Annotated in this window: 20 protein-coding genes and 1 tRNA gene; 1 reads left to right on the top strand and 20 read right to left on the bottom strand. The window is 62.0% G+C overall.

Annotation, left to right across the window (positions count from 1 at the left end; translation table 11 throughout):
- From VBE63_RS08185 to tpiA, 16 genes are all read right to left on the bottom strand, one after another.
- A partial coding sequence (locus VBE63_RS08185) for an NADH-quinone oxidoreductase subunit M (RefSeq protein ID WP_323682517.1) occupies positions 1-924 on the bottom strand: 924 nt, incomplete at its 3' end.
- 19 nt (positions 925-943) lie between these two features.
- Positions 944-2,938, bottom strand: coding sequence for an NADH-quinone oxidoreductase subunit L (gene nuoL / locus VBE63_RS08180; RefSeq protein ID WP_323682516.1), 1,995 nt, complete (start codon positions 2,936-2,938; stop codon positions 944-946).
- A 31-nt stretch (positions 2,939-2,969) separates the two neighbouring features.
- Positions 2,970-3,275, bottom strand: a complete 306-nt coding sequence (nuoK, locus tag VBE63_RS08175) for an NADH-quinone oxidoreductase subunit NuoK (protein WP_201245846.1) — start codon at positions 3,273-3,275, stop codon at positions 2,970-2,972.
- The gene (locus tag VBE63_RS08170; RefSeq protein ID WP_323682515.1) at positions 3,272-3,922 is read right to left on the bottom strand and encodes an NADH-quinone oxidoreductase subunit J; all 651 of its coding nucleotides are present in this window, start codon (positions 3,920-3,922) and stop codon (positions 3,272-3,274) included. Before VBE63_RS08170 ends, nuoK begins: the two co-directional genes overlap by 4 nt.
- A 238-nt stretch (positions 3,923-4,160) precedes the next feature.
- A complete protein-coding gene (gene nuoI, locus VBE63_RS08165; protein WP_323682514.1) occupies positions 4,161-4,652 on the bottom strand; it encodes an NADH-quinone oxidoreductase subunit NuoI in 492 nt (163 codons plus the stop codon).
- A gap of 77 nt (positions 4,653-4,729) precedes the next feature.
- A complete protein-coding gene (gene nuoH / locus VBE63_RS08160) occupies positions 4,730-5,776 on the bottom strand; it encodes an NADH-quinone oxidoreductase subunit NuoH (protein WP_323682513.1) in 1,047 nt (348 codons plus the stop codon).
- A 12-nt stretch (positions 5,777-5,788) separates the two neighbouring features.
- Positions 5,789-8,230 carry an NADH-quinone oxidoreductase subunit NuoG gene (gene nuoG, locus VBE63_RS08155; RefSeq protein WP_323682512.1) on the bottom strand — a complete coding sequence of 814 codons (2,442 nt, stop codon included), beginning with the start codon at positions 8,228-8,230 and terminating at the stop codon, positions 5,789-5,791.
- A gap of 77 nt (positions 8,231-8,307) precedes the next feature.
- Positions 8,308-9,597 (bottom strand): NADH-quinone oxidoreductase subunit NuoF, encoded by a 1,290-nt coding sequence (gene nuoF, locus VBE63_RS08150; protein ID WP_323682511.1) that lies wholly within the window; start codon positions 9,595-9,597, stop codon positions 8,308-8,310.
- A gap of 13 nt (positions 9,598-9,610) precedes the next feature.
- The gene (gene nuoE / locus VBE63_RS08145; RefSeq protein ID WP_323682510.1) at positions 9,611-10,138 is read right to left on the bottom strand and encodes an NADH-quinone oxidoreductase subunit NuoE; all 528 of its coding nucleotides are present in this window, start codon (positions 10,136-10,138) and stop codon (positions 9,611-9,613) included.
- On the bottom strand, positions 10,138-11,397 hold the full coding sequence (locus VBE63_RS08140; RefSeq protein ID WP_323682509.1) for an NADH-quinone oxidoreductase subunit D: 1,260 nt from the start codon (positions 11,395-11,397) through the stop codon (positions 10,138-10,140). The genes nuoE and VBE63_RS08140 overlap by 1 nt, the downstream gene beginning before the upstream one ends.
- Entirely contained in the window at positions 11,390-12,121 is a 732-nt protein-coding gene (locus tag VBE63_RS08135; protein WP_323682508.1) for an NADH-quinone oxidoreductase subunit C, read from the bottom strand. The genes VBE63_RS08140 and VBE63_RS08135 overlap by 8 nt, the downstream gene beginning before the upstream one ends.
- Before the next feature lie 36 nt (positions 12,122-12,157).
- Complete coding sequence (locus tag VBE63_RS08130) at positions 12,158-12,634, bottom strand: NuoB/complex I 20 kDa subunit family protein (RefSeq protein ID WP_200247712.1); 477 nt, start codon at positions 12,632-12,634, stop codon at positions 12,158-12,160.
- 67 nt (positions 12,635-12,701) lie between these two features.
- Complete coding sequence (locus VBE63_RS08125) at positions 12,702-13,058, bottom strand: NADH-quinone oxidoreductase subunit A (RefSeq protein WP_323682507.1); 357 nt, start codon at positions 13,056-13,058, stop codon at positions 12,702-12,704.
- A gap of 176 nt (positions 13,059-13,234) precedes the next feature.
- A tRNA-Leu gene (locus VBE63_RS08120) sits at positions 13,235-13,319 on the bottom strand.
- Between the two features lie 69 nt (positions 13,320-13,388).
- Positions 13,389-13,856 (bottom strand): preprotein translocase subunit SecG, encoded by a 468-nt coding sequence (gene secG, locus VBE63_RS08115; RefSeq protein WP_323682506.1) that lies wholly within the window; start codon positions 13,854-13,856, stop codon positions 13,389-13,391.
- A gap of 49 nt (positions 13,857-13,905) precedes the next feature.
- Positions 13,906-14,667: a triose-phosphate isomerase gene (gene tpiA / locus VBE63_RS08110; RefSeq protein WP_323682505.1), complete on the bottom strand. Its 762-nt coding sequence runs from the start codon at positions 14,665-14,667 to the stop codon at positions 13,906-13,908.
- Positions 14,668-14,781: 114 nt separating this feature from the next.
- On the opposite strand from tpiA, the gene smpB reads away from it, so the two are divergent.
- Positions 14,782-15,261 carry an SsrA-binding protein SmpB gene (gene smpB, locus VBE63_RS08105; RefSeq protein ID WP_323682504.1) on the top strand — a complete coding sequence of 160 codons (480 nt, stop codon included), beginning with the start codon at positions 14,782-14,784 and terminating at the stop codon, positions 15,259-15,261.
- 43 nt (positions 15,262-15,304) lie between these two features.
- On the opposite strand, the gene ggt is transcribed toward smpB, so the two are convergent.
- The 4 genes from ggt to rsmD all read right to left on the bottom strand — a co-directional run bounded on the left by ggt (position 15,305) and on the right by rsmD (position 18,717).
- Positions 15,305-17,113 carry a gamma-glutamyltransferase gene (gene ggt / locus VBE63_RS08100; protein ID WP_416274520.1) on the bottom strand — a complete coding sequence of 603 codons (1,809 nt, stop codon included), beginning with the start codon at positions 17,111-17,113 and terminating at the stop codon, positions 15,305-15,307.
- A gap of 10 nt (positions 17,114-17,123) precedes the next feature.
- Positions 17,124-17,378: a YfhL family 4Fe-4S dicluster ferredoxin gene (locus tag VBE63_RS08095; RefSeq protein ID WP_201245860.1), complete on the bottom strand. Its 255-nt coding sequence runs from the start codon at positions 17,376-17,378 to the stop codon at positions 17,124-17,126.
- 180 nt (positions 17,379-17,558) lie between these two features.
- Entirely contained in the window at positions 17,559-18,035 is a 477-nt protein-coding gene (gene coaD, locus VBE63_RS08090; RefSeq protein WP_323682522.1) for a pantetheine-phosphate adenylyltransferase, read from the bottom strand.
- Between the two features lie 112 nt (positions 18,036-18,147).
- The gene (rsmD, locus tag VBE63_RS08085; RefSeq protein WP_323682503.1) at positions 18,148-18,717 is read right to left on the bottom strand and encodes a 16S rRNA (guanine(966)-N(2))-methyltransferase RsmD; all 570 of its coding nucleotides are present in this window, start codon (positions 18,715-18,717) and stop codon (positions 18,148-18,150) included.
- Positions 18,718-18,719: the final 2 nt, after the last annotated feature.

Below are 18,719 nucleotides of genomic sequence, written 5' to 3'. Positions count from 1 at the left end.
GATTGATGAGTAGGCAATCAGCTTCTTCATGTCCTTCTGCACCAAGGCCACCAGGCCGATGTAGATCACCGCGATCAAAGACAGGGCGATGATCAGCCCGTCGAGCGCGGCACTAGCGTCTGGCGTGATCGGCAGACTGAAGCGCAGAAAGCCATAGCCGCCGATCTTGAGCATGATCGCGGCCAGGATCACCGAGCCACCAGTAGGCGCCTCGACGTGCGCGTCCGGCAGCCAGGTATGTACCGGAAACATCGGCACCTTGACCGCGAAGGCGAGCAGGAAGGCGATGAAGATCAGGATCTGCGCGGTGAGTCCCAGCGGCGCCGCATGGAAGCCGAGGATGTCGAAGCTGCCGGTCTGGAAGTACAGATAGATCAGCGCGACCAGCATGAACACCGAGCCGAAGAAGGTGTAGAGAAAGAACTTGATGGTGGCATAGACCCGATTCGGCCCGCCCCAGACCCCGATGATGATGAACATCGGGATCAGCATCGCCTCCCAGAAGAAGTAGAACAGGATCGCATCGAGCGCCGAGAAGACGCCGACCATGATGCCTTCCATGATCAGGAAGGCGGCCATGTAGTGCGAGGGCCGATGGGTGATCACATCCCAGCCAGCGATGATGACGAAGATGCCGATGAAGGTAGTCAGCAGGATCAGCGGCATCGAGATGCCGTCGATACCCAGGTGGTATTCGATGCCGAGTGCCGGCAGCCAGGCCGAGCGCTCGACGAACTGCATCTCGGCCGTCGTCGCGTCGAAGCCGAACCAGAGCACCAGGCTGGCCAGGAAGGTCAGGACTGCGTACACCAAAGCGATACGCTTGGTCAGCTCGACATTCTGCTCACCGCTGGCGATGACCGCGAGGCCGCCGATGATCGGCAGCCAGATGACCAGCGAGAGCCAAGGAAATTCCAATAACATGCGCCGGGTCTCCCGCGTCTTAGAGGGTCACGAACAGGGTCAAGAGGACCACCAGCCCAAGGATCATGGCGAAGGCGTAGTGGTAGAGCATGCCGGTCTGCAGATGCCGGACCACACCCGCAAACCAGCCCACCGCCCGTGCCGAGCCGTTGACCACCAGGCCATCGATCAGGCGCTGATCGCTGCTCTTCCACAGCAAGCGGCCGAGACGTTGACTGCCACCCGCGAATACGCGCTGATTGAAGTCATCAAAGCCGTATTTATCCTCGAGCAGGCGCGTCAGACGACCGCCACGCGCTTGCAATTCGACATCGATGTTTGGATTGCGCCGATGCAGGTACAACCAATAATAGGCCGCCAACCCAAGCCCGGCCATCGACAGCCAGAACGGCAAAGCCTGCATGCCATGGCGAATGAATTCGCGCTGCCCATGCCAGTGCGCGGCCAAATGATGCAGCGTATCTTGCTCGGGCTTGACGGTGATGGCATCGCCGAGCCAGTTCTGCACCAGCAGCGGCTCGATGGCGTACCAGCCGATGAAGACCGAGGGAATCGCCAGCGCGATCAGCGGGATGGTCACGACCCAGGGCGTCTCGTGCAGATGCGAGCGGGTGTGATGATCCATCCGCGGCTCGCCGTGGAAGACCAGGAAGTAGAGTCGGAAGCTGTAGAGCGCGGTGACAAAGGCGCCCAGGGTCAGCAGCAGATGCGCAAGGCCAGCGCCGCCGATGTGCGAATGCCCCACCGCCTCGATGATCGCATCCTTGGAGAAGAAACCGGAGAATCCCGGGAAGGCGATCAGCGCCAGCGAGCCGAGCAGCGCGGTGATCCAGGTGATCGGCATGTAGCGCTTGAGCCCGCCCATGTTGCGGATGTCCTGATCGTGATGCATGGCAATGATCACCGAGCCCGCAGCCAGGAACAGCAGCGCCTTGAAGAAGGCATGGGTCATCAGGTGGAAGATGCCAGCGGCATAGGCCGAGGCGCCCAGCGCGGCGATCATGTAACCGAGCTGCGACAGCGTCGAATAGGCGACCACACGCTTGATGTCGTTCTGCACCAGCCCAACCAGCCCCATGAAGAAGGCGGTGACCGCGCCGATCACCAGCACGAACGACAGCGCTGTAGTCGAGAGCTCATAGAGCGGCGACATGCGCGCGACCATGAAGACGCCCGCCGTGACCATGGTCGCGGCATGGATCAGCGCCGAGATCGGGGTTGGGCCTTCCATCGAATCCGGCAGCCAGACGTGCAGCGGCATCTGCGCCGATTTGCCCATGGCGCCAATGAACAGCAGGATGCAGATCAGTGTCATCAACGAGACACCGCCAAACACCGCGACCTGGGTATCCGCAAGGTCCGGCGCCTGCGCGAAGACCTCGGCGTAGTCGAGCGAGCCGAAGTACATCACTACCGCAGCGATGCCGAGGATGAAGCCGAAGTCACCAACCCGGTTGACCAGGAAGGCCTTGAGGTTGGCCGAGATCGCCGACTCGCGCACCGTGTAGAAGCCGATCAGCAGATAGGAGACCAGGCCCACCGCTTCCCAGCCGAAGAACAGCTGCAGGAAGTTATTCGACATCACCAGCATCAGCATCGAGAAGGTGAACAGCGAAATATAGCTGAAGAAGCGCTGATAGCTGTTGGTGCCGACGCGCGAGTCCTCGGGCCAGTTATGGGCGTCGTCGGCCATGTAGCCGATGGTGTAGATGTGCACCATCAGCGAGACGAAGGTCACCACCGCCATCATCAGCGCGGTGAGGCGATCGACCAGGAAGCCGATCTCGAAGCGGATGCCATCGGCGACCATCCAGGTATAGACGGTGCCGTTGAAGGCCTGCTCGTCGTGCCAGATGAAGCGCGACAGCACCCAGAGCGACAGCAGGGTCGCGATGCCGACGCCAAGGATGGTCACCGAGTGCGCGCCGACGCGGCCGATCTTGCCGCCGAAGAAGCCGGCAATGATGGCGCCGATCAGCGGCGCCAGCACGATGGTCAGATAGACGGTCTCCATGGAAGGATTCTCCGAGCGGTGTCCGGTGGGCTCAGCCCTTGAGCATGTCCAGATCGTCGACGTTGATGGTGCGCCGATTGCGGAACAGGACCACCAAGATGGCGAGCCCGATCGCGGCTTCGGCAGCGGCGACGGTGAGGATGAAGAAGACGAAGATCTGACCACTCAGATCGCCGAGGAAATGCGAGAAGGCGACGAAGTTCATGTTCACCGCCAGCAGCATCAGCTCGATGCACATCAGCAGGATGATCACATTCTTGCGGTTCAGGAACACCCCGGCGACCGAGATCGAGAACAGCAGCCCGCCGAGCAGCAGGTAATCGGAAAGGGCGATCATTCGGAGTCCTCCTTCAGCGCCGGTGCCGCAGCCTGTTGACCCAGACGCGGTGCGGGCGGCATCGAGACCAGGCGAATGCGATCTGGTCCCTTCTTCACCCGCACCTGCTTCGAGGCATCCTGATACTTGGTCTCAGGCCGCCGGCGCAGGGTCAGGCGAATGGCGGCGACGATCGCCACCAACAGGATCACCGCCGCGATCTCGAACGGATACAGATAGGTAGTGTAGAGCTGCAGCCCGAGTTCGACCGTATTGCTGTAGTCGGCGGGCTGCGCCTCGGGCTTCGCAAACAGCTCTAGCCCGAAGTTGGACGGTCCCAACACCAAGAACAGATTCACCACCATGACCAGCGCGATCAGTAACCCGACCGGCAGATAGCGAATGAATTGCCCGCGCAGTGCGGCGATGTCGATATCGAGCATCATCACGACGAACAGGAACAGCACCATCACCGCACCGACATAGACCAGCACCAGCACGATGCCGAGGAACTCCGCCTCCAGCAGCAGCCAAAGGGCGGCACTGCTGACGAAGGCCAACACCAGAAACAGCACCGCGTGCACCGGGTTGCGGCGCGTCACCACCATCCCTGCCGCGACGACGGTGATGGCCGCGAAGACGTAGAAGAGAAATTTTTCGAAGCCCATGGGATTTCCAGCTGACGTGGCTGCTTGGGAGACTGGCTCTCGCGCGCAGTCAGACTATTGACAGTCGATCGTTCAATCGGGCAGCAACATGAGCCGCTGCGCTCGTTACTCGCTGCCCATCGACATCCCGCTGTTTGCCAAACTGGCCTTCAAGTCGGGACGTCGTTGATGGACAGGCTCCTGGCCTTATCCTGATCGCTTGACTCGATTGCCTGTATGAGCAACTCGGGTCTTGATCTCAGCGATAAGGCGCATCCGCGCTCCGTGCTGCTGCGATCCGCGATTCGTATTTATCGCCGATCGCGAGCAGTTTGTCTTTGGTCATGATGTTCTCGCCGCGATTCTCGAAGTGGTATTCATAGATATCGGTCTCGACGATCGAGTCGACTGGGCAGGATTCCTCGCAGAAGCCGCAGTAGATGCACTTGAACAGATCGATGTCGTAGCGTGTCGTGCGCCGCGATCCATCGGCACGCGGCTCGGCCTCGATGGTGATCGCCAGCGCGGGACAGACAGCCTCGCAGAGCTTGCAGGCGATGCAGCGTTCTTCGCCGTTAGGATAACGGCGCAGCGCATGCAGCCCCCGAAAACGCGGCGAGACAGGCGCCTTCTCCTCGGGATATTGCACCGTGAACTTGCGCTTGAACAGGTAGCGCCCGGTCAAGCTCATTCCACGGAAGAGTTCGGCGAGCAAAAGACTGTTGAGATAACTGCGAGCGGCTTGAAGCATGATTCACTCTATCGGCTGTGGACGGGCGCTGAGGTCGCGGTCACGCATCCTGGTAATCCAAGCAAGGACCAGCCTGGCTAGGCGGCCACTGCCGACCACCAGGGCGGCAACTGCGCGAGCACGGCCACCGCGACCACCAGAATCCAGACGATGGTGATCGGGATAAACACCTTCCAGCCAAGGCGCATGATCTGGTCGTAGCGATAACGCGGGAAGGTCGCGCGCAGCCAGAGGAAGACGAACATGAAGAAGAACGTCTTCAGTAGCAGCCAGATCACCCCAGGTACCCATGCCGTCGCTTCATCCAGGCTTGGAATGCCTTGGAAGGGCGACAGCCAACCACCGAAGAACAGCAGCGTGGTCAGCATCGCGATCAACACCATGTTCGCGTATTCGGCGAGGAAGAAGATCGCGAACGCCATGCCAGAATATTCAACATGGAAGCCGGCAACGATCTCGGATTCGCCTTCCGCCACATCGAAGGGCGCGCGGTTGGTCTCGGCCACGCCGGAGATGAAGTAGACCCCGAACAGCGGCAGCAGCGGCAGCCAGAACCAGGTCAGCAGACTGCCGCTTTGACTCTCGACGATCACGCTCAGGTTGAGGCTCCCAGCCGCGACCAGCACCCCCACGAGGGCGAAGCCCATGGCGATCTCATAGGCGACGATCTGCGCCGCGGCGCGCATCGCACCGAGCAGCGCGTATTTCGAGTTCGAGGCCCAGCCGGCGATGATGACGCCGTAGACACCCAGCGAGGTCAAGGCAAGCACATAGAGCAGACCGGCGTTGATATCGGCGAGCACCAAACCGGCGTCGAACGGGATCACGGCCCAAGCCGCGAGCGCCGGCACGATCGCGATCAGCGGCGCGAGCAGGAACAGGCCCTTGTTGGCCTTAGTCGGGACGATGATCTCCTTGACCAGGAGCTTCAGCGCATCGGCGATCGGCTGCAAGAGTCCGCGCCAGCCGACGCGGTTCGGCCCGATCCGTACCTGCATGTAGCCGATGACCTTGCGCTCGGCATAGGTATACCAGGCCACCACTGTCAGCAATGGGACGATGATCGCGATGATCGCGACCAAGCTCTGCAACGGCAGGGGGAGCCAGTTCCATAAGTCCATCATATACTTATACTCCTAGGCCTGGATCTTCTCGAGCCACACCGAACCGATGCAGGGCCCAAGCACTTGGCTACCATCAACGGCGGCCGGAATCCGGGCGCAGCCGAGTGCGATGCGGTCATCCAGGATCACCGGTGCCTGCGCTGCGATTGCAGCCGCTGATGCCGCTACAGTCTCAATGCCTGAGCTAGAATGCGCGCTCGCACGCGCCCCCCTGCCTTGGATCAGCCGCACCTGATCGCCCTCGACCAACCCCAGGTTGGCGGCCTGTTGTGGATTCAGGTGCACCGCCAGTGGCTCCGCCTGGGACGTACGCTGCAGGGCGAGTGCATGGCGCACCAACGCATCGCTTGCATAGATCGGTCGATTGCCGATGCGGCTCAGCTCGGGGCCAGAGGATGCCGGGCGTTCGGTGACGGAGACCAGCGCCGAGGGATCGCCCAGCCGGTTCTCAGGCTTCAGGTCTGCGCAGGCCTGAGCAACTTCATCATGGATATCGCGCGCGCTGTTCTGACTAAAGCCCTCGAGCTCAAGCATGGTCCCGAGAACCCGTAAGACCTTCCAGCCCGGGCGTGCATCACCAGCGGGGGCTACCGCACCCTGGAAGCGCTGCCAGCGCCCTTCGGCGTTCACAAAGGTTCCTGCCGTCTCGGCAAAAGCCGCGATCGGCAGCAGCACATCGGCCACCTCCTCAAGCGCTGTGCTCTTAAAGAGGCTGCAGGCGACCACCTGATTGGCTGAGCGCAGGGCGGCCATCGCCAAGCTCGGATCAGCCAGATCGCGATCCGGCTCCAAGCCCCAGAGCAGATAGCCCTGGCGTGGATCGGTCAACATCGCCTGAGCATCCAACCCCGGACGGTTGACCCTCGTACCCCCTGGTCGGCGATGCGGCAAACTGCCAGCCAATCGGCTGCCGAGGCTATTGGCGGCCTCCGCAAAGAAGCCGAGCTTGCACTCGGCGGCCGCCGCGAGCGCGGCCGCCAGGGCTCGAATTAGCGCGTAATCAGGATCAGACTCGGCCAAGGCGCCGAGCAGCAGGAGACCTTGCCCAGACTGGCCAGCCGTTTGCAGCGCGGTCGCCATCTGTCGATGCCATTCGCTGATCTCGGCAGTCGCCCCCTGCAACGGCTTGCCGAGCACCTGCAACAGGGCGCGTAGCTCGGAGGCCAGCGCCGAAGGCGCGGCAACCCGTTGAATGCTGCTGTGGTTGAGATCGACTGCGTAGGGGTTCAGGAGTCCAATAGTCGCGCCCGCGAGCGCGGCCTTGCGCAGCCGATGCGCCAGCAACGGTTGTTCCTGGCGCGGATCACTGCCGATGAGCAGCACAGCTTGCTGCTGCTCAAGCTTGGCAATCGGCATCCCCAGCCAGGGGAATCTTGGGTCGGCGGCATCGCCCCGGAAATCCTGCTGTCGCAGCCGGGTATCGATATGATCGCTGCCCAACGCGCGCACCAGCTTCTGCAGCAGATACTGCTCTTCCAGCGTCGCGCTCGGCGAGACCAGACAGCCGAGCTGATCCGGCCCTGGCGCTCGCAGCGCCTCAACCGCCGCATGCAAGGCCTGCTGCCAATCGACCACCTGCCATTGACCGTCGCGCTTGAGCATCGGCGCCGTCAGCCGCTCGGGGCTGTTCAGACCCTCGTAGCTGAAGCGGTCGCGATCCGAGATCCAGCACTCATTGACGGCCTCGTTATCGCGTGGATGCACGCGCATCACCTGGCCACCGCGAATGTGCAGATGCAGGTTCGAGCCGACACCGTCATGCGGCGCAATGCTCGGCTCAGTGGTCAGCTCCCATGCACGGGCGGTGAAGCGATAGGGCTTCGAGGTCAGCGCGCCGACCGGACAGAGATCGATGATGTTACCCGAGAGTTCATGCGCCATCGTGTGCCCGACGAAGGTGCCGATGCGCATGTCCTCGCCACGCCCGGTCGCGCCCAGCTCACGCAGCCCGGCGATCTCGGCGCCGAAGCGCACGCAGCGGGTGCAATGGATGCAGCGGGTCATCTCGGTGGCGATCAGCGGGCCCAGATCTTCGTCCTTGACCACACGCTTGCGCTCGCTGAAGCGCGAGACATCCTCACCGTAGCCCATGGAGACATCTTGCAGCTCACACTCGCCGCCCTGATCGCAGATCGGGCAATCCAGCGGGTGGTTGATGAGCAGGAACTCCATGGTGCCGCGCTGGGCATCGAGCGCCTTCTTCGAGCGCGTGAGCACCTTCATGCCCTCGCCGACCGGGGTCGCGCAGGCCGGTATCGGCTTCGGGAAGGGTCGCCCGCCCTGCTCCGCTTCCACCAGGCACATGCGGCAGTTGGCCGCGATCGAGAGCTTCTCGTGATAGCAGAACCGCGGGATCACGATGCCCTCGCGATCGGCCACCGCGATGATCATCTCACCGGGCGCCGCCGTGCAGACACGGCCGTCGATCTCGAGGGTAATCTTGTCGTCCGACATCGATGTAGATCTACCTGCTGAGGTTGCGCCGCAGCGTCATAGGGATTGCGCGAGAACGTCGAGCCAAGGCACGACGCTCAGGCGGCCTCGACCAGCGAACGGCCGTGCTCGACCAGATGCTCGAACTCGGACCGGTAATGCTTGAGGAAACTCTGCACCGGCATCGCCGCTGCATCGCCCAGCGCGCAGATGGTGCGCCCGCCAATCCGACCGGCCACGTTGTCGAGCAGATCCAGATCCTGCGGACGCCCGTTGCCGGCAAGGATACGATCGAGTACCCGCGCTAACCAACCCGTCCCCTCGCGGCAGGGCGTGCACTGACCGCAAGACTCATGCGCGTAGAAGTGCGCCAGATTGGCCAGCACCTTCACCATGCAGGTGCCCTCTGCGATGATGATCACCGCGCCGGAGCCGAGCATCGAGCCGGCCTTGGCGATGGAGTCGTAATCCATGTCGGTGCGCAGCATCACATCACCCGGGACCACCGGGACCGACGAGCCACCAGGGATCACCGCCTTCAGCGCCCGACCGCCGCTCACCCCACCAGCCATCTCGAGTACATCCTTGAACGGGGTGCCGAGCGGGATCTCGAGGTTGCAAGGCCGCTCGACGTGACCGGTCACCGAGAACAGCTTGGGTCCGCCATTGTTCGGCTTGCCCTGCTCCAAGAACCATTTGCCGCTCTTCTCCAGGATCACCGGCACCGAGGCCAGGGTCTCGGTGTTGTTGATCGTGGTCGGCATGCCATAGAGCCCGGCCTGGGCCGGGAATGGTGGCTTGAAGCGCGGCTGGCCCTTCTTGCCTTCGAGCGATTCGAGCAGCGCCGTCTCTTCACCGCAGATGTAGGCGCCGGCGCCTAGATGGGTGTAGAGATCAAAATCGACCCCTGAGCCGAGCAGGTTCTTGCCCAGCATCCCGGCTGCGTAGGCCTCTTCAAGCGCGCCATCGAAGCGTGCGATCGGCTCGTAGAACTCGCCGCGAATGTAGTTGTAACCGACCGTCGCGCCGATGCAATAACCGGCGATCGCCATCCCCTCGATCAGCTGATGCGGGTTGTAGCGCATGATGTCGCGGTCCTTGCAGGTACCGGGCTCACCTTCGTCTGAGTTGCAGACGATGTACTTTTGACCCGGCTTGGTGCGCGGCATGAAGCTCCACTTCAGCCCGGTTGGAAAACCGGCGCCACCACGACCGCGCAGGGCCGAGGTCTTGAGCTCGTCGATGAGCTGGTCTGGATTGGGCTTCTCGCGCAGGATGCGCTCCCATTGCACATAGCCGCCGACGCTGCGATAGCTCTCGAGGGTATAGCGCACTCGTGCATCGAGATGCATGGTGCGGAAGCAAACGGTGTTCTGATTCTCTGCCATAGGTCGCACGCGCTCAGTCGAGGTCGTCGATGATCTTGTCGATGGCCTCCGGGGTCACGCACTCGTGATAGGTCTTGTCGACCATCACCGCCGGTGCGTGCCGGCAGGCACCGAGGCATTCGAACTCCTTGAACGTGAGCTTGCCATCGGCGGTGGTGCCGCCAGGCGCTACGTTATATTTCTTTTCAATGTGGTGCATCAGCTCTTCGGCACCACCGAGCATGCAAGAGACGCTGTTGCAGACGCAGACCTTGTGCCGACCAACCGGTTCGAGATCGTACATCGCGTAGAAGGTCGCGACCTCATAGACCGCCGTCTCGGGCATGTCCAGATAGGCAGCCACCTGATCCATCAGCTCGCGGCTCAGCCAACCGCCATTGTGATCCTGCACCAGGGTCAGCGCCGGCATCACCGCCGACTGCTTCCATTCTGGCGGATATTTGGCGACGTGCTTATCGATCTCGGCGCGCAGCTCAGGCGTGAGCAGCGTCTCCTTGTCGACATCATGGATGACCGCGAGCGGTGTCGTGCGAAAACTCATCAGCGGTCGATCTCCCCAAACACGATATCCATGGTGCCGATGATCGCGACCACATCGGCGAGCATGTGACCCTTGGCCATCTCGTCCATCGCCGCGAGATGCGGGAAGCCGGGCGCGCGCACCTTGAGCCGATAGGGCTTGTTGGCGCCATCGGAGACGATGTAGCAGCCGAACTCGCCCTTGGGCGCCTCGACCGCGGCATAGACCTGACCCGGCGGCGGGCAGTAGCCCTCAGTGAAGAGCTTAAAGTGGTGGATCAGCGCCTCCATGTCGTCCTTCATACCGACCCGAGTCGGTGGCACCACCTTGTAATCATCGACCATCACCGGACCGGGATTGACGCGCAGCCAATCGATACACTGCTTGATGATGCGATTGGACTGACGCATCTCCTCGATGCGCACCAGATAGCGATCGTAGCAGTCGCCGTTCTGGCCCACCGGGATATCGAAGTCGACCTGATCATAGGCCGCATAGGGCTGCATCTTGCGCAGATCCCAGGCGACCCCGGAGCCGCGCAACATCGGGCCGGTGAAGCCCAGATTCTTGGCGCGGTCGGCATCGACCACGCCGATGCCAACGGTGCGCTGCTTCCAGATACGGTTATCGGTGAGCAGGGTCTCGTACTCATCGACCAGCTTTGGGAAGCGCTCGCTGAAGTCTTCGATGAAGTCGAGCAAAGAGCCACTACGAGGCTTGTTGAGCCTACGCATGGTGCGTTTGCCGTGCCACTTGGAGCTCTCCTCGGCAAAGCGCGGCATCTGCTCGGGCAGATCGCGGTAGACCCCGCCCGGTCGGTAGTAGGTCGCATGCAAGCGCGCCCCCGAGACCGCCTCGTAGCAGTCCATCAGGTCCTCGCGCTCGCGGAAACAGTAGAGGAAGACGCTCATCGCGCCGACATCGAGCGCATGCGCCCCAAGCCACATCAGGTGGTTGAGGATGCGGGTGATCTCGTCGAACAGGGTGCGGATGTACTGGGCGCGGATCGGCGCCTCGATGCCGAGCAACTTCTCGATCGCACGCACATAGCCGTGCTCGTTGCACATCATCGAGACGTAGTCGAGCCGGTCCATGTAGCCGATCGACTGGTTGTACGGCTTCGACTCGGCGAGCTTCTCGGTCGCGCGGTGCAGCAGACCGATGTGCGGATCGGCGCGATCGATGACCTCGCCGTCCATCTCCAGCACCAGGCGCAGCACACCATGCGCGGCCGGATGCTGCGGACCGAAGTTCAGCGTGTAATTACGAATCTCAGGCATTGGCTGCGTCCTTGGCACCGGTCACGGCCGGATGCTCGTCACCGAGGTAGCGGCTGTCGTCGCGGATGACCTTGGGCACCAACACCCGCGGCTCGATCTCGACCGGCTCGTAGACCACGCGCGCCTGCTCGGGATCGTAGCGCATCGCGACATGGCCGCTGAGCGGAAAGTCTTTGCGGAATGGATGGCCGACGAAACCGTAGTCGGTGAGGATGCGGCGTAGGTCTGGGTGGCCGTCGAAGAGGATGCCGAACAGATCGAAGGCCTCGCGCTCGAACCAGTCGGCCGCGGACCAGATCGACACTACGGACGGCACCAGTGGCTGAGCCCCGCCCGTGCGCACCACCAGTCGCAGCCTCCAGTTGTGCGCCAACGACAGCAGATGGTAGACCACAGCAAACCGCTCTGGATGATCGATCTCGAGCTCGAGATCACGATCAACGCCGCGGCCGAAGCCGAAGTGCGATGCCTCCGTGGTCGCCCACTCCGAGAGGCCATAGGCGGAATAGTCGACCGCGCAGAGGTCGATCAACTGTTCAAAGCCAAAGTCACTGTGATCCCGCAGTCGGCTAGAGGCTTCGATCAGCGCTGCTGCGGGCAGTTTGAGTGTCAGCTCGCCACGGTCGGCGCTGAGCTCGCCGCCAACCGCCGCAAAGTCCTCGTTCAGTCGCGTCGCCAGGGCGTCGAGACGCGAGTCGCCAGTGGTCATGGTCGGATCAGACATGAATATCTTGAGAGAAGCCTCGCCAAGCGTTGAGGGTCAGCGCGCAATCGTGTTGGTGCGACGAATCTTGTTTTGCAACTGCAGGATACCGTAGAGCAGTGCCTCCGCCGTTGGCGGGCAGCCTGGCACATAGACATCCACCGGCACAATGCGATCACATCCGCGCACAACAGAATACGAGTAGTGGTAATAGCCACCACCATTGGCGCAAGAACCCATCGAGATCACCCAGCGTGGCTCGGCCATCTGGTCATAGACCTTGCGCAAGGCGGGCGCCATCTTGTTGACCAAGGTACCGGCTACGATCATGACGTCGGACTGACGCGGGCTCGGACGGAAGATGATACCGAACCGATCCAAGTCGTAACGCGCAGCGCCCGCATGCATCATCTCCACCGCACAGCAAGCAAGCCCAAAGGTCATGGGCCAGAGCGAACCCGTGCGCGCCCAGTTGATGAGCTTGTCAGCGGTCGTGGTGACCACGCCCTCTTCGAGAATGCCTTCGATGCCCATAACAGTCCCCTAACTCAGCCTTAGCCGTTCCAGTGTCGCGACAGCTTCAAAGCCACCCTTGGTCACGTCACTCCCAGTCGAGCGCGCCCTTGCGCCACTCATAGATGAAGCCGACGACCAGCACGGCCAGAAACACAGACATAGCCACCAGCCCGGTCGTTCCCAATTCCTCTAGGACCACGGCCCATGGGAAGAGGAACGCAATCTCGAGATCAAACAAGATGAAGAGGATGGCGACCAGGTAGTAGCGCACATCAAATTTCATGCGTGCACTCTCGAACGCTTCGAAGCCGCATTCGTAAGGGGCGTCCTTCTCGGGATCAGGCCGACGCGGCCCGAGGAACATCCCAAGCACACGCGGTGCGAAGCCAATAAGGATCGCCACGACCAGGAAGATCAAGATATGAAGATAGTCTTCAAGCATCTGGCGGCGACTCCAACAAATAACCCGTTTTAGGCGACAAAAAACCCGCTGTATGCTAGTTCAGACAACCTTTGGTGTCAAGCACCAGAGACCGCCCAATGCCATAAGATTCAACAGCTTAGCAAAGCCCAGAAGAAAAAAGGCGGTACCCGCATGCGGGTACCGCCTTTTTGTAATGGTGCCGACGGCCGGACTCGAACCGGCACGGCTTGCGCCACTGCCCCCTCAAGACAGCGTGTCTACCAATTCCACCACGTCGGCAAGCTCATTAGTATTATCGCAGATTTTCAGTCTACCCGTGACGACATTATTAGGTTACTCGACAGAAGGTTAATCCTCTTCTGACGCTGAGCCCGGAGACGATTCTGCACTGCCTTCCACCCTCGTCCGATCCGCATCGACCGCCAGCGGCGGAAGATCATTAGTCGCCGCAGGCGACCCATCCGCGGGAACGACCGGCAGATCGCTGGTTGCCGAGGGTGCAGGCGTAGACTCAGGAGACCGCTCTTGCGAAGGGGCTATCGGAGCCGATAGATCCATCCCATCCATCAAGCCGCCCGGCTCGCTCACACGGGCCGCAAAGTAGGCGAGTGCGATACTGGTGACAAAGAACAGCGTCGCAATGATCGCCGTCGACCGCGACAAAAAGGAGCCCGAGCCCTGAGCACCAAAGACTGTCGACGAGGCGCCACTGCCGAAAGCGGCACCAGCGTCAGCACCTTTACCATGCTGAAGCAGCACCAGGGCGACCAGGCCGATCGCAAGAACCAGATGGAGGACGGTCAGGATGAGCTGCATGAGGTGTCTCGGTCCGCCGCGTGAGCCAGTCGGCCACGTCAGCTATCAGTTAGGCGTTCGCGTCGCCGGCCTTGCAGATCGCCAGGAAGTCGGAAGCCTTGAGTGCAGCCCCGCCGATGAGGCCGCCGTCAATATCGGCCTGCGCCATCAACTCAAGCGCATTCCCAGGCTTCATGCTGCCTCCATAGAGAATGCGCACCGCAGCCGCAACCTCCGCGCTCTTCTTGGCAATCCGAGCCCGCAAGAATGCGTGCACGTCTTGCGCCTGCTCAGGGGTGGCCGTGACCCCGGTGCCGATCGCCCAAACGGGCTCGTAGGCAATCACACCCTTGGCGATTGCCTCTGCACCAGCAGACTCAAGCACGGCATCAAGATGACGCGCAACGACCTCTTCGGTCTTGCCCTGCTCGCGCTCTTCGAGTGTTTCGCCGACGCAGAGGATCGGGGTCAACCCCTGAGCCACGACAACCGCATATTTGCGCGCAATGATCGCGTCGGTCTCGGCATTGAACAGACGACGCTCGGAGTGTCCCAGGATCGCGTAAGTGCAGCCAAAATCCCGCAGCATCGCCGCTGAAACCTGGCCAGTAAAGGCCCCGGATTCCTCGCGCGAGCAATCTTGCGAGCCATAGCGGATCGCGGTGTCTTTGAGCAGATCTTCGGCCAAATACAGGTATGGGAATGGCGGACAGACGGCCACTTCCGAGGCCTTGACCTCAGCGAGCCCGGCCTTGATGCCATTCAGCAGCTCGACCGTCTCGGCCTTGCTACCGTTCATTTTCCAGTTGCCTGCAATCAGGGGCTGACGCATGACTGTCTCCCGAATAAATTAGCCGATCATCATAGCGACCAACCTCGGCTCATGCAAGCCACCGGTGAACGAAAGAGGCTTCCGTCTTGCTGATCGGTGGCTTAGACTGTCGGCATGGCAAAAGGCAAGAAGAAACCCGGCACCCCAAGCAGCACCATCGCGCTGAACAAGAAGGCGAAGCACGAGTATCAGATCGAGCAACGCCTCGAGGCCGGGCTCGCACTCGAAGGCTGGGAGGTCAAGAGCATGCGCGCCGGCCGCGTCCAACTCAAGGAGGCCTACGTCAAGATCTTGCATGGTGAGGCCTTTTTGATCGGCTGCCACATCTCCGCGCTCCCCTCCGCCTCGACGCATGTCGACCCAGACCCTACGCGGACCCGCAAACTGCTGCTCAAGCGTACCGAACTCAGTCGCTTGATTGGCCAGACCGAGCGCGCCGGCTACACCCTGGTCCCGCTGGCCATGTACTGGCAACGTGGCCGCGCCAAGCTCGAGATCGGGCTAGCAAAAGGCAAGAAGCTCCATGACAAACGCGCCGATGCGAAAGACCGCGACTGGCAGCGCGAGAAGGAGCGGATCTTCAAGCAGCATTAGGCGCGCTTGCCTGCCCAAGACGCAGACTTTCTGGATACTGGCCTTAGGGTTGCCGCGCGACAGGCTCGGCTTCAAGCCCGCCTGTTGCTTGCGCTGCCTGCACCACAGCCTTACCAAGGCCGCGCGGATCGCTGGCAGCCTTCACCGTTCCGGCGGTCCGATCCCAAACAATCAGCTGCATGTTGCCAAAGTCCTGAGTCAGGGGCACCAAGCGATGCCCCCGCTCATAGAGTTCGCGTTGCACTACCTCGTCAAGCGCGTCAGCCTCAAAGACAAGCTCATCTGGCAGATACTGGTGATGGACGCGCGGAGCCGCCACCCAGTCCTGGGGATCACCGCCCTCAATGGCGGCGAGGATGCCCTGCAGCACCATGCTGATGATACGGCTCCCGCCTGGTGTCCCCAAGATCACGACCGCATCGTCGGAGGTCGCAAAGGTCGGGCTCATGCTGGACAGCATGCGCTTCCCGGGCGCGATCGCATTGGCAGCGCCGCCAACCAGACCATAGGCATTCGGCACCCCGGGCTGAGCCGCGAAGTCGTCCATCTCGTCATTCAGCAGTACACCTGTTGTCGGCGGCACGAAACCGGAGCCGAACGGATAGTTGATACTGAGCGTCGCCGCCACCCGGTTGCCTTCGGCATCGAGCACTGAGAAGTGGGTGGTATCCTGACCTTCGGGTTCAGGCGCTAAGGGCAGACTGGGTGTCGCGCGCACCGGGTCGATCCCGCGTGCAAGACCAGCGGTATAGAAAGGATGCGTCAACCGCTCAACCGGCACTTGGACCCGATCCGGGTCGCCAAGATAGTGCGCGCGATCTCGATAAGCGCGCCGCATCACCTCAACCAGCCGATGCACCCGATCGGCCTCACTGGATGCAGGCCCAAACCGCTCCTCAAGCGCCGCCAGCATGCCGAGCATCTGCACCAGTGCAACACCACCGGACGAGGGAGGTGCAGCGCTCAGGATCTGCCAGCCCTGGTAATGCCCGACGATCGGCTCACGCTCGATCACCTGATAGCTAGACAGGTCCTCCAGGGTCCAGATGCCACCAGCGGCCCGGGTGCCTTCAACCAGCGCCTGTGCGATCGGGCCCTCGTAGAAGCCGGCATGGCCCTGGGTCGCGAGTGCCTCAAGCACCAGCGCCAGCTCGGGTTGACGGATGATCGCACCGAGCTCGGGGACCTCACCTGTATCGAGAAACTGGGCCGCGGCAGCCGGCGACTCGCGCAGCACGTCTAACCGCCAGGCCGCCATCCGCCGATAGATCTCATCGACCGCGAAGCCCTCGCGGGCTAGCCGGATAGCTGGGGCCAAGCTTTCAGCAAGCGGGCGCTTGCCGTAATGCTCCGCGAGGTGAACGAGCGCCGCCGGCTCACCCGGGATACCCGCAGCCAGCGGCCCATTGAGCGAAGCCCCTGCGATCAGTTCACCCGCCTCATCAAGATAGAGGTCGCGATGGGCAGCCAGGGGCGCACGCTCGCGCCCGTCGATCATGACGTCCCTGCCAGTGGCCGCCTGATGCAGCAACCAGAAGCCGCCGCCGCCAATGCCAGAGCTGTAAGGCTCAACCACTGCGAGCGCCGCACTCACCGCTATCGCCGCATCAAAGGCATTGCCTCCAGCAGCCATGATCGCCAGACCCGCATCGGTGGCCGCAGGATGCGCTGTGGCGACGGCCATCGCCGGCACAGGTAACGATGCCTGCATCTTGCCCGACGAGACGCTCGGGTCAGGCCCCTCGGCCAGCCCCAGGGCGGGGATCAACAGCAGCGCAAACAGCGCCAGCTGCAGAGGTCGAGACAGCGGCAAAAAAAGGCCCCCCAAGGGGGCCTTGAGAAGCCGAATCATCGGGCCCGAGTCAGCTGGATTCACCGGTGATGCGCTCGTACTTCGCCCGCAGCTCTTCTTCGGTCTCTTTGTTGTCAGGGTCGACGATGATGCAGTCGACCGGACAGACCTCGACGCACTGCGAGGTCTCGTAATGACCGACACATTCGGTGCAAAGATCCGGCTCGATCACATAGATCTCGTCACCTTGCGAGATGGCGCCATTTGGGCACTCGGGCTCGCAGACATCGCAGTTGATGCATTCGTCAGTGATGATAAGCGCCATAATTCTACTCCTGCGCGTGCAGATATTCGGAACGGAAGTTAACAAAGACCGGGAAAACCCCGTTGTGGGAGGCGAACGCGATGAACGCCCTAACTTCAGGTCAACAGCTCAGGTCAACAGTCTGAAGGCTGCCGAGCCTACCAGCGTCCGTTCGCTGTGGACATTGGGATGGCGCAAAGTTTATCCAAACCGCTGACGCAATGCAGCATGCACGCTCGGTGCGACGAACGCCGAGACATCTCCACCCAAGCGAGCGATCTGCTTGACCAGCGACGAGGAGATATAGGCATACTGCTCGGCTGGTGTCAGAAACAGGGTCTCGATGTCTGGGGCCATGCGTCGGTTCATCCCAGCGAGCTGAAACTCATACTCAAAGTCCGAGACCGCGCGCAGACCACGCATGATGACATGCACCTGGGCAGAACGCGCGAAGTCGACCAGCAGACCCGAGAAGCAAACCACCTCGACATTGCGCATCTGCTCACAGACCGAGCGCACCAGATCAACCCGTTCATCCGCTGAAAAGGTCGGGTCCTTTGCGCTGTCTCGCGCTACGGCCACCACCACCCGATCATACAGCCGAGAAGCACGGGCGATCAGGTCACTGTGACCGTTGGTGATGGGATCGAACGATCCTGGATAGACGACGCTACGCAAGCGGTTTTCTCTGCTCAAGGTTGATCCTGACGCGAGCATAGCAGAGTCAGCACCCGCCAAGGCGCCTCGATCACAGCTTCACCCTCAGGCTGAAAGCCGCTGGCAGCCGATATCAGCGCTCGGGATTAGTCTCCGCCAGCGCATAGCGCACCTGTCCGGCGCGCTTGTCGCGCAACCATCGCCAGTCAGTGGGCAGCACCGGGAGCGCGGTTGCGCTATCGGTCTCGACGTAGACGCGCGCACTGGCAGCCAGCCAGCCACGCTGAGCCAACATCTCCAGCGTCGGCGCCAGCAGGTCAGCGGCAAAGGGCGGGTCCAGGAAGCAAATATCGAACGGGGTCACCGGCGACCGCGTCAGCCAAGCCAGTGCATCCGCGGCGTAGACGCTCAACTGTTGAGCACCAAGCGCGGCCCCATTGGCCCTCAGCATGCCAACAACCGCAGGACTGCGCTCGATCTGGATGACCCTTGCTGCACCTCGAGATGCGGCCTCTAGACCAAGGGCACCGCTGCCCGCAAAGCAGTCCAAGCAGCGACTGCCCTCGATCACAGGCGCCAGCCAGTTGAACAGGGTCTCGCGCACCCGATCCGGCGTCGGGCGCAGCCCAGGCTGGGAGGCGACAGGCAGCCGCCGGCCGCGCCAGCAGCCGCCGATGATCCTGATCCGTCCGGGCTCAGTCACTG

This window comes from Lamprobacter sp., from assembly GCF_034860625.1.
GTDB lineage: Bacteria > Pseudomonadota > Gammaproteobacteria > Chromatiales > Chromatiaceae > Lamprobacter.
Note: the sequence above shows the minus strand (reverse complement) of the source record. Positions and strands in the feature narration are given on the sequence as shown.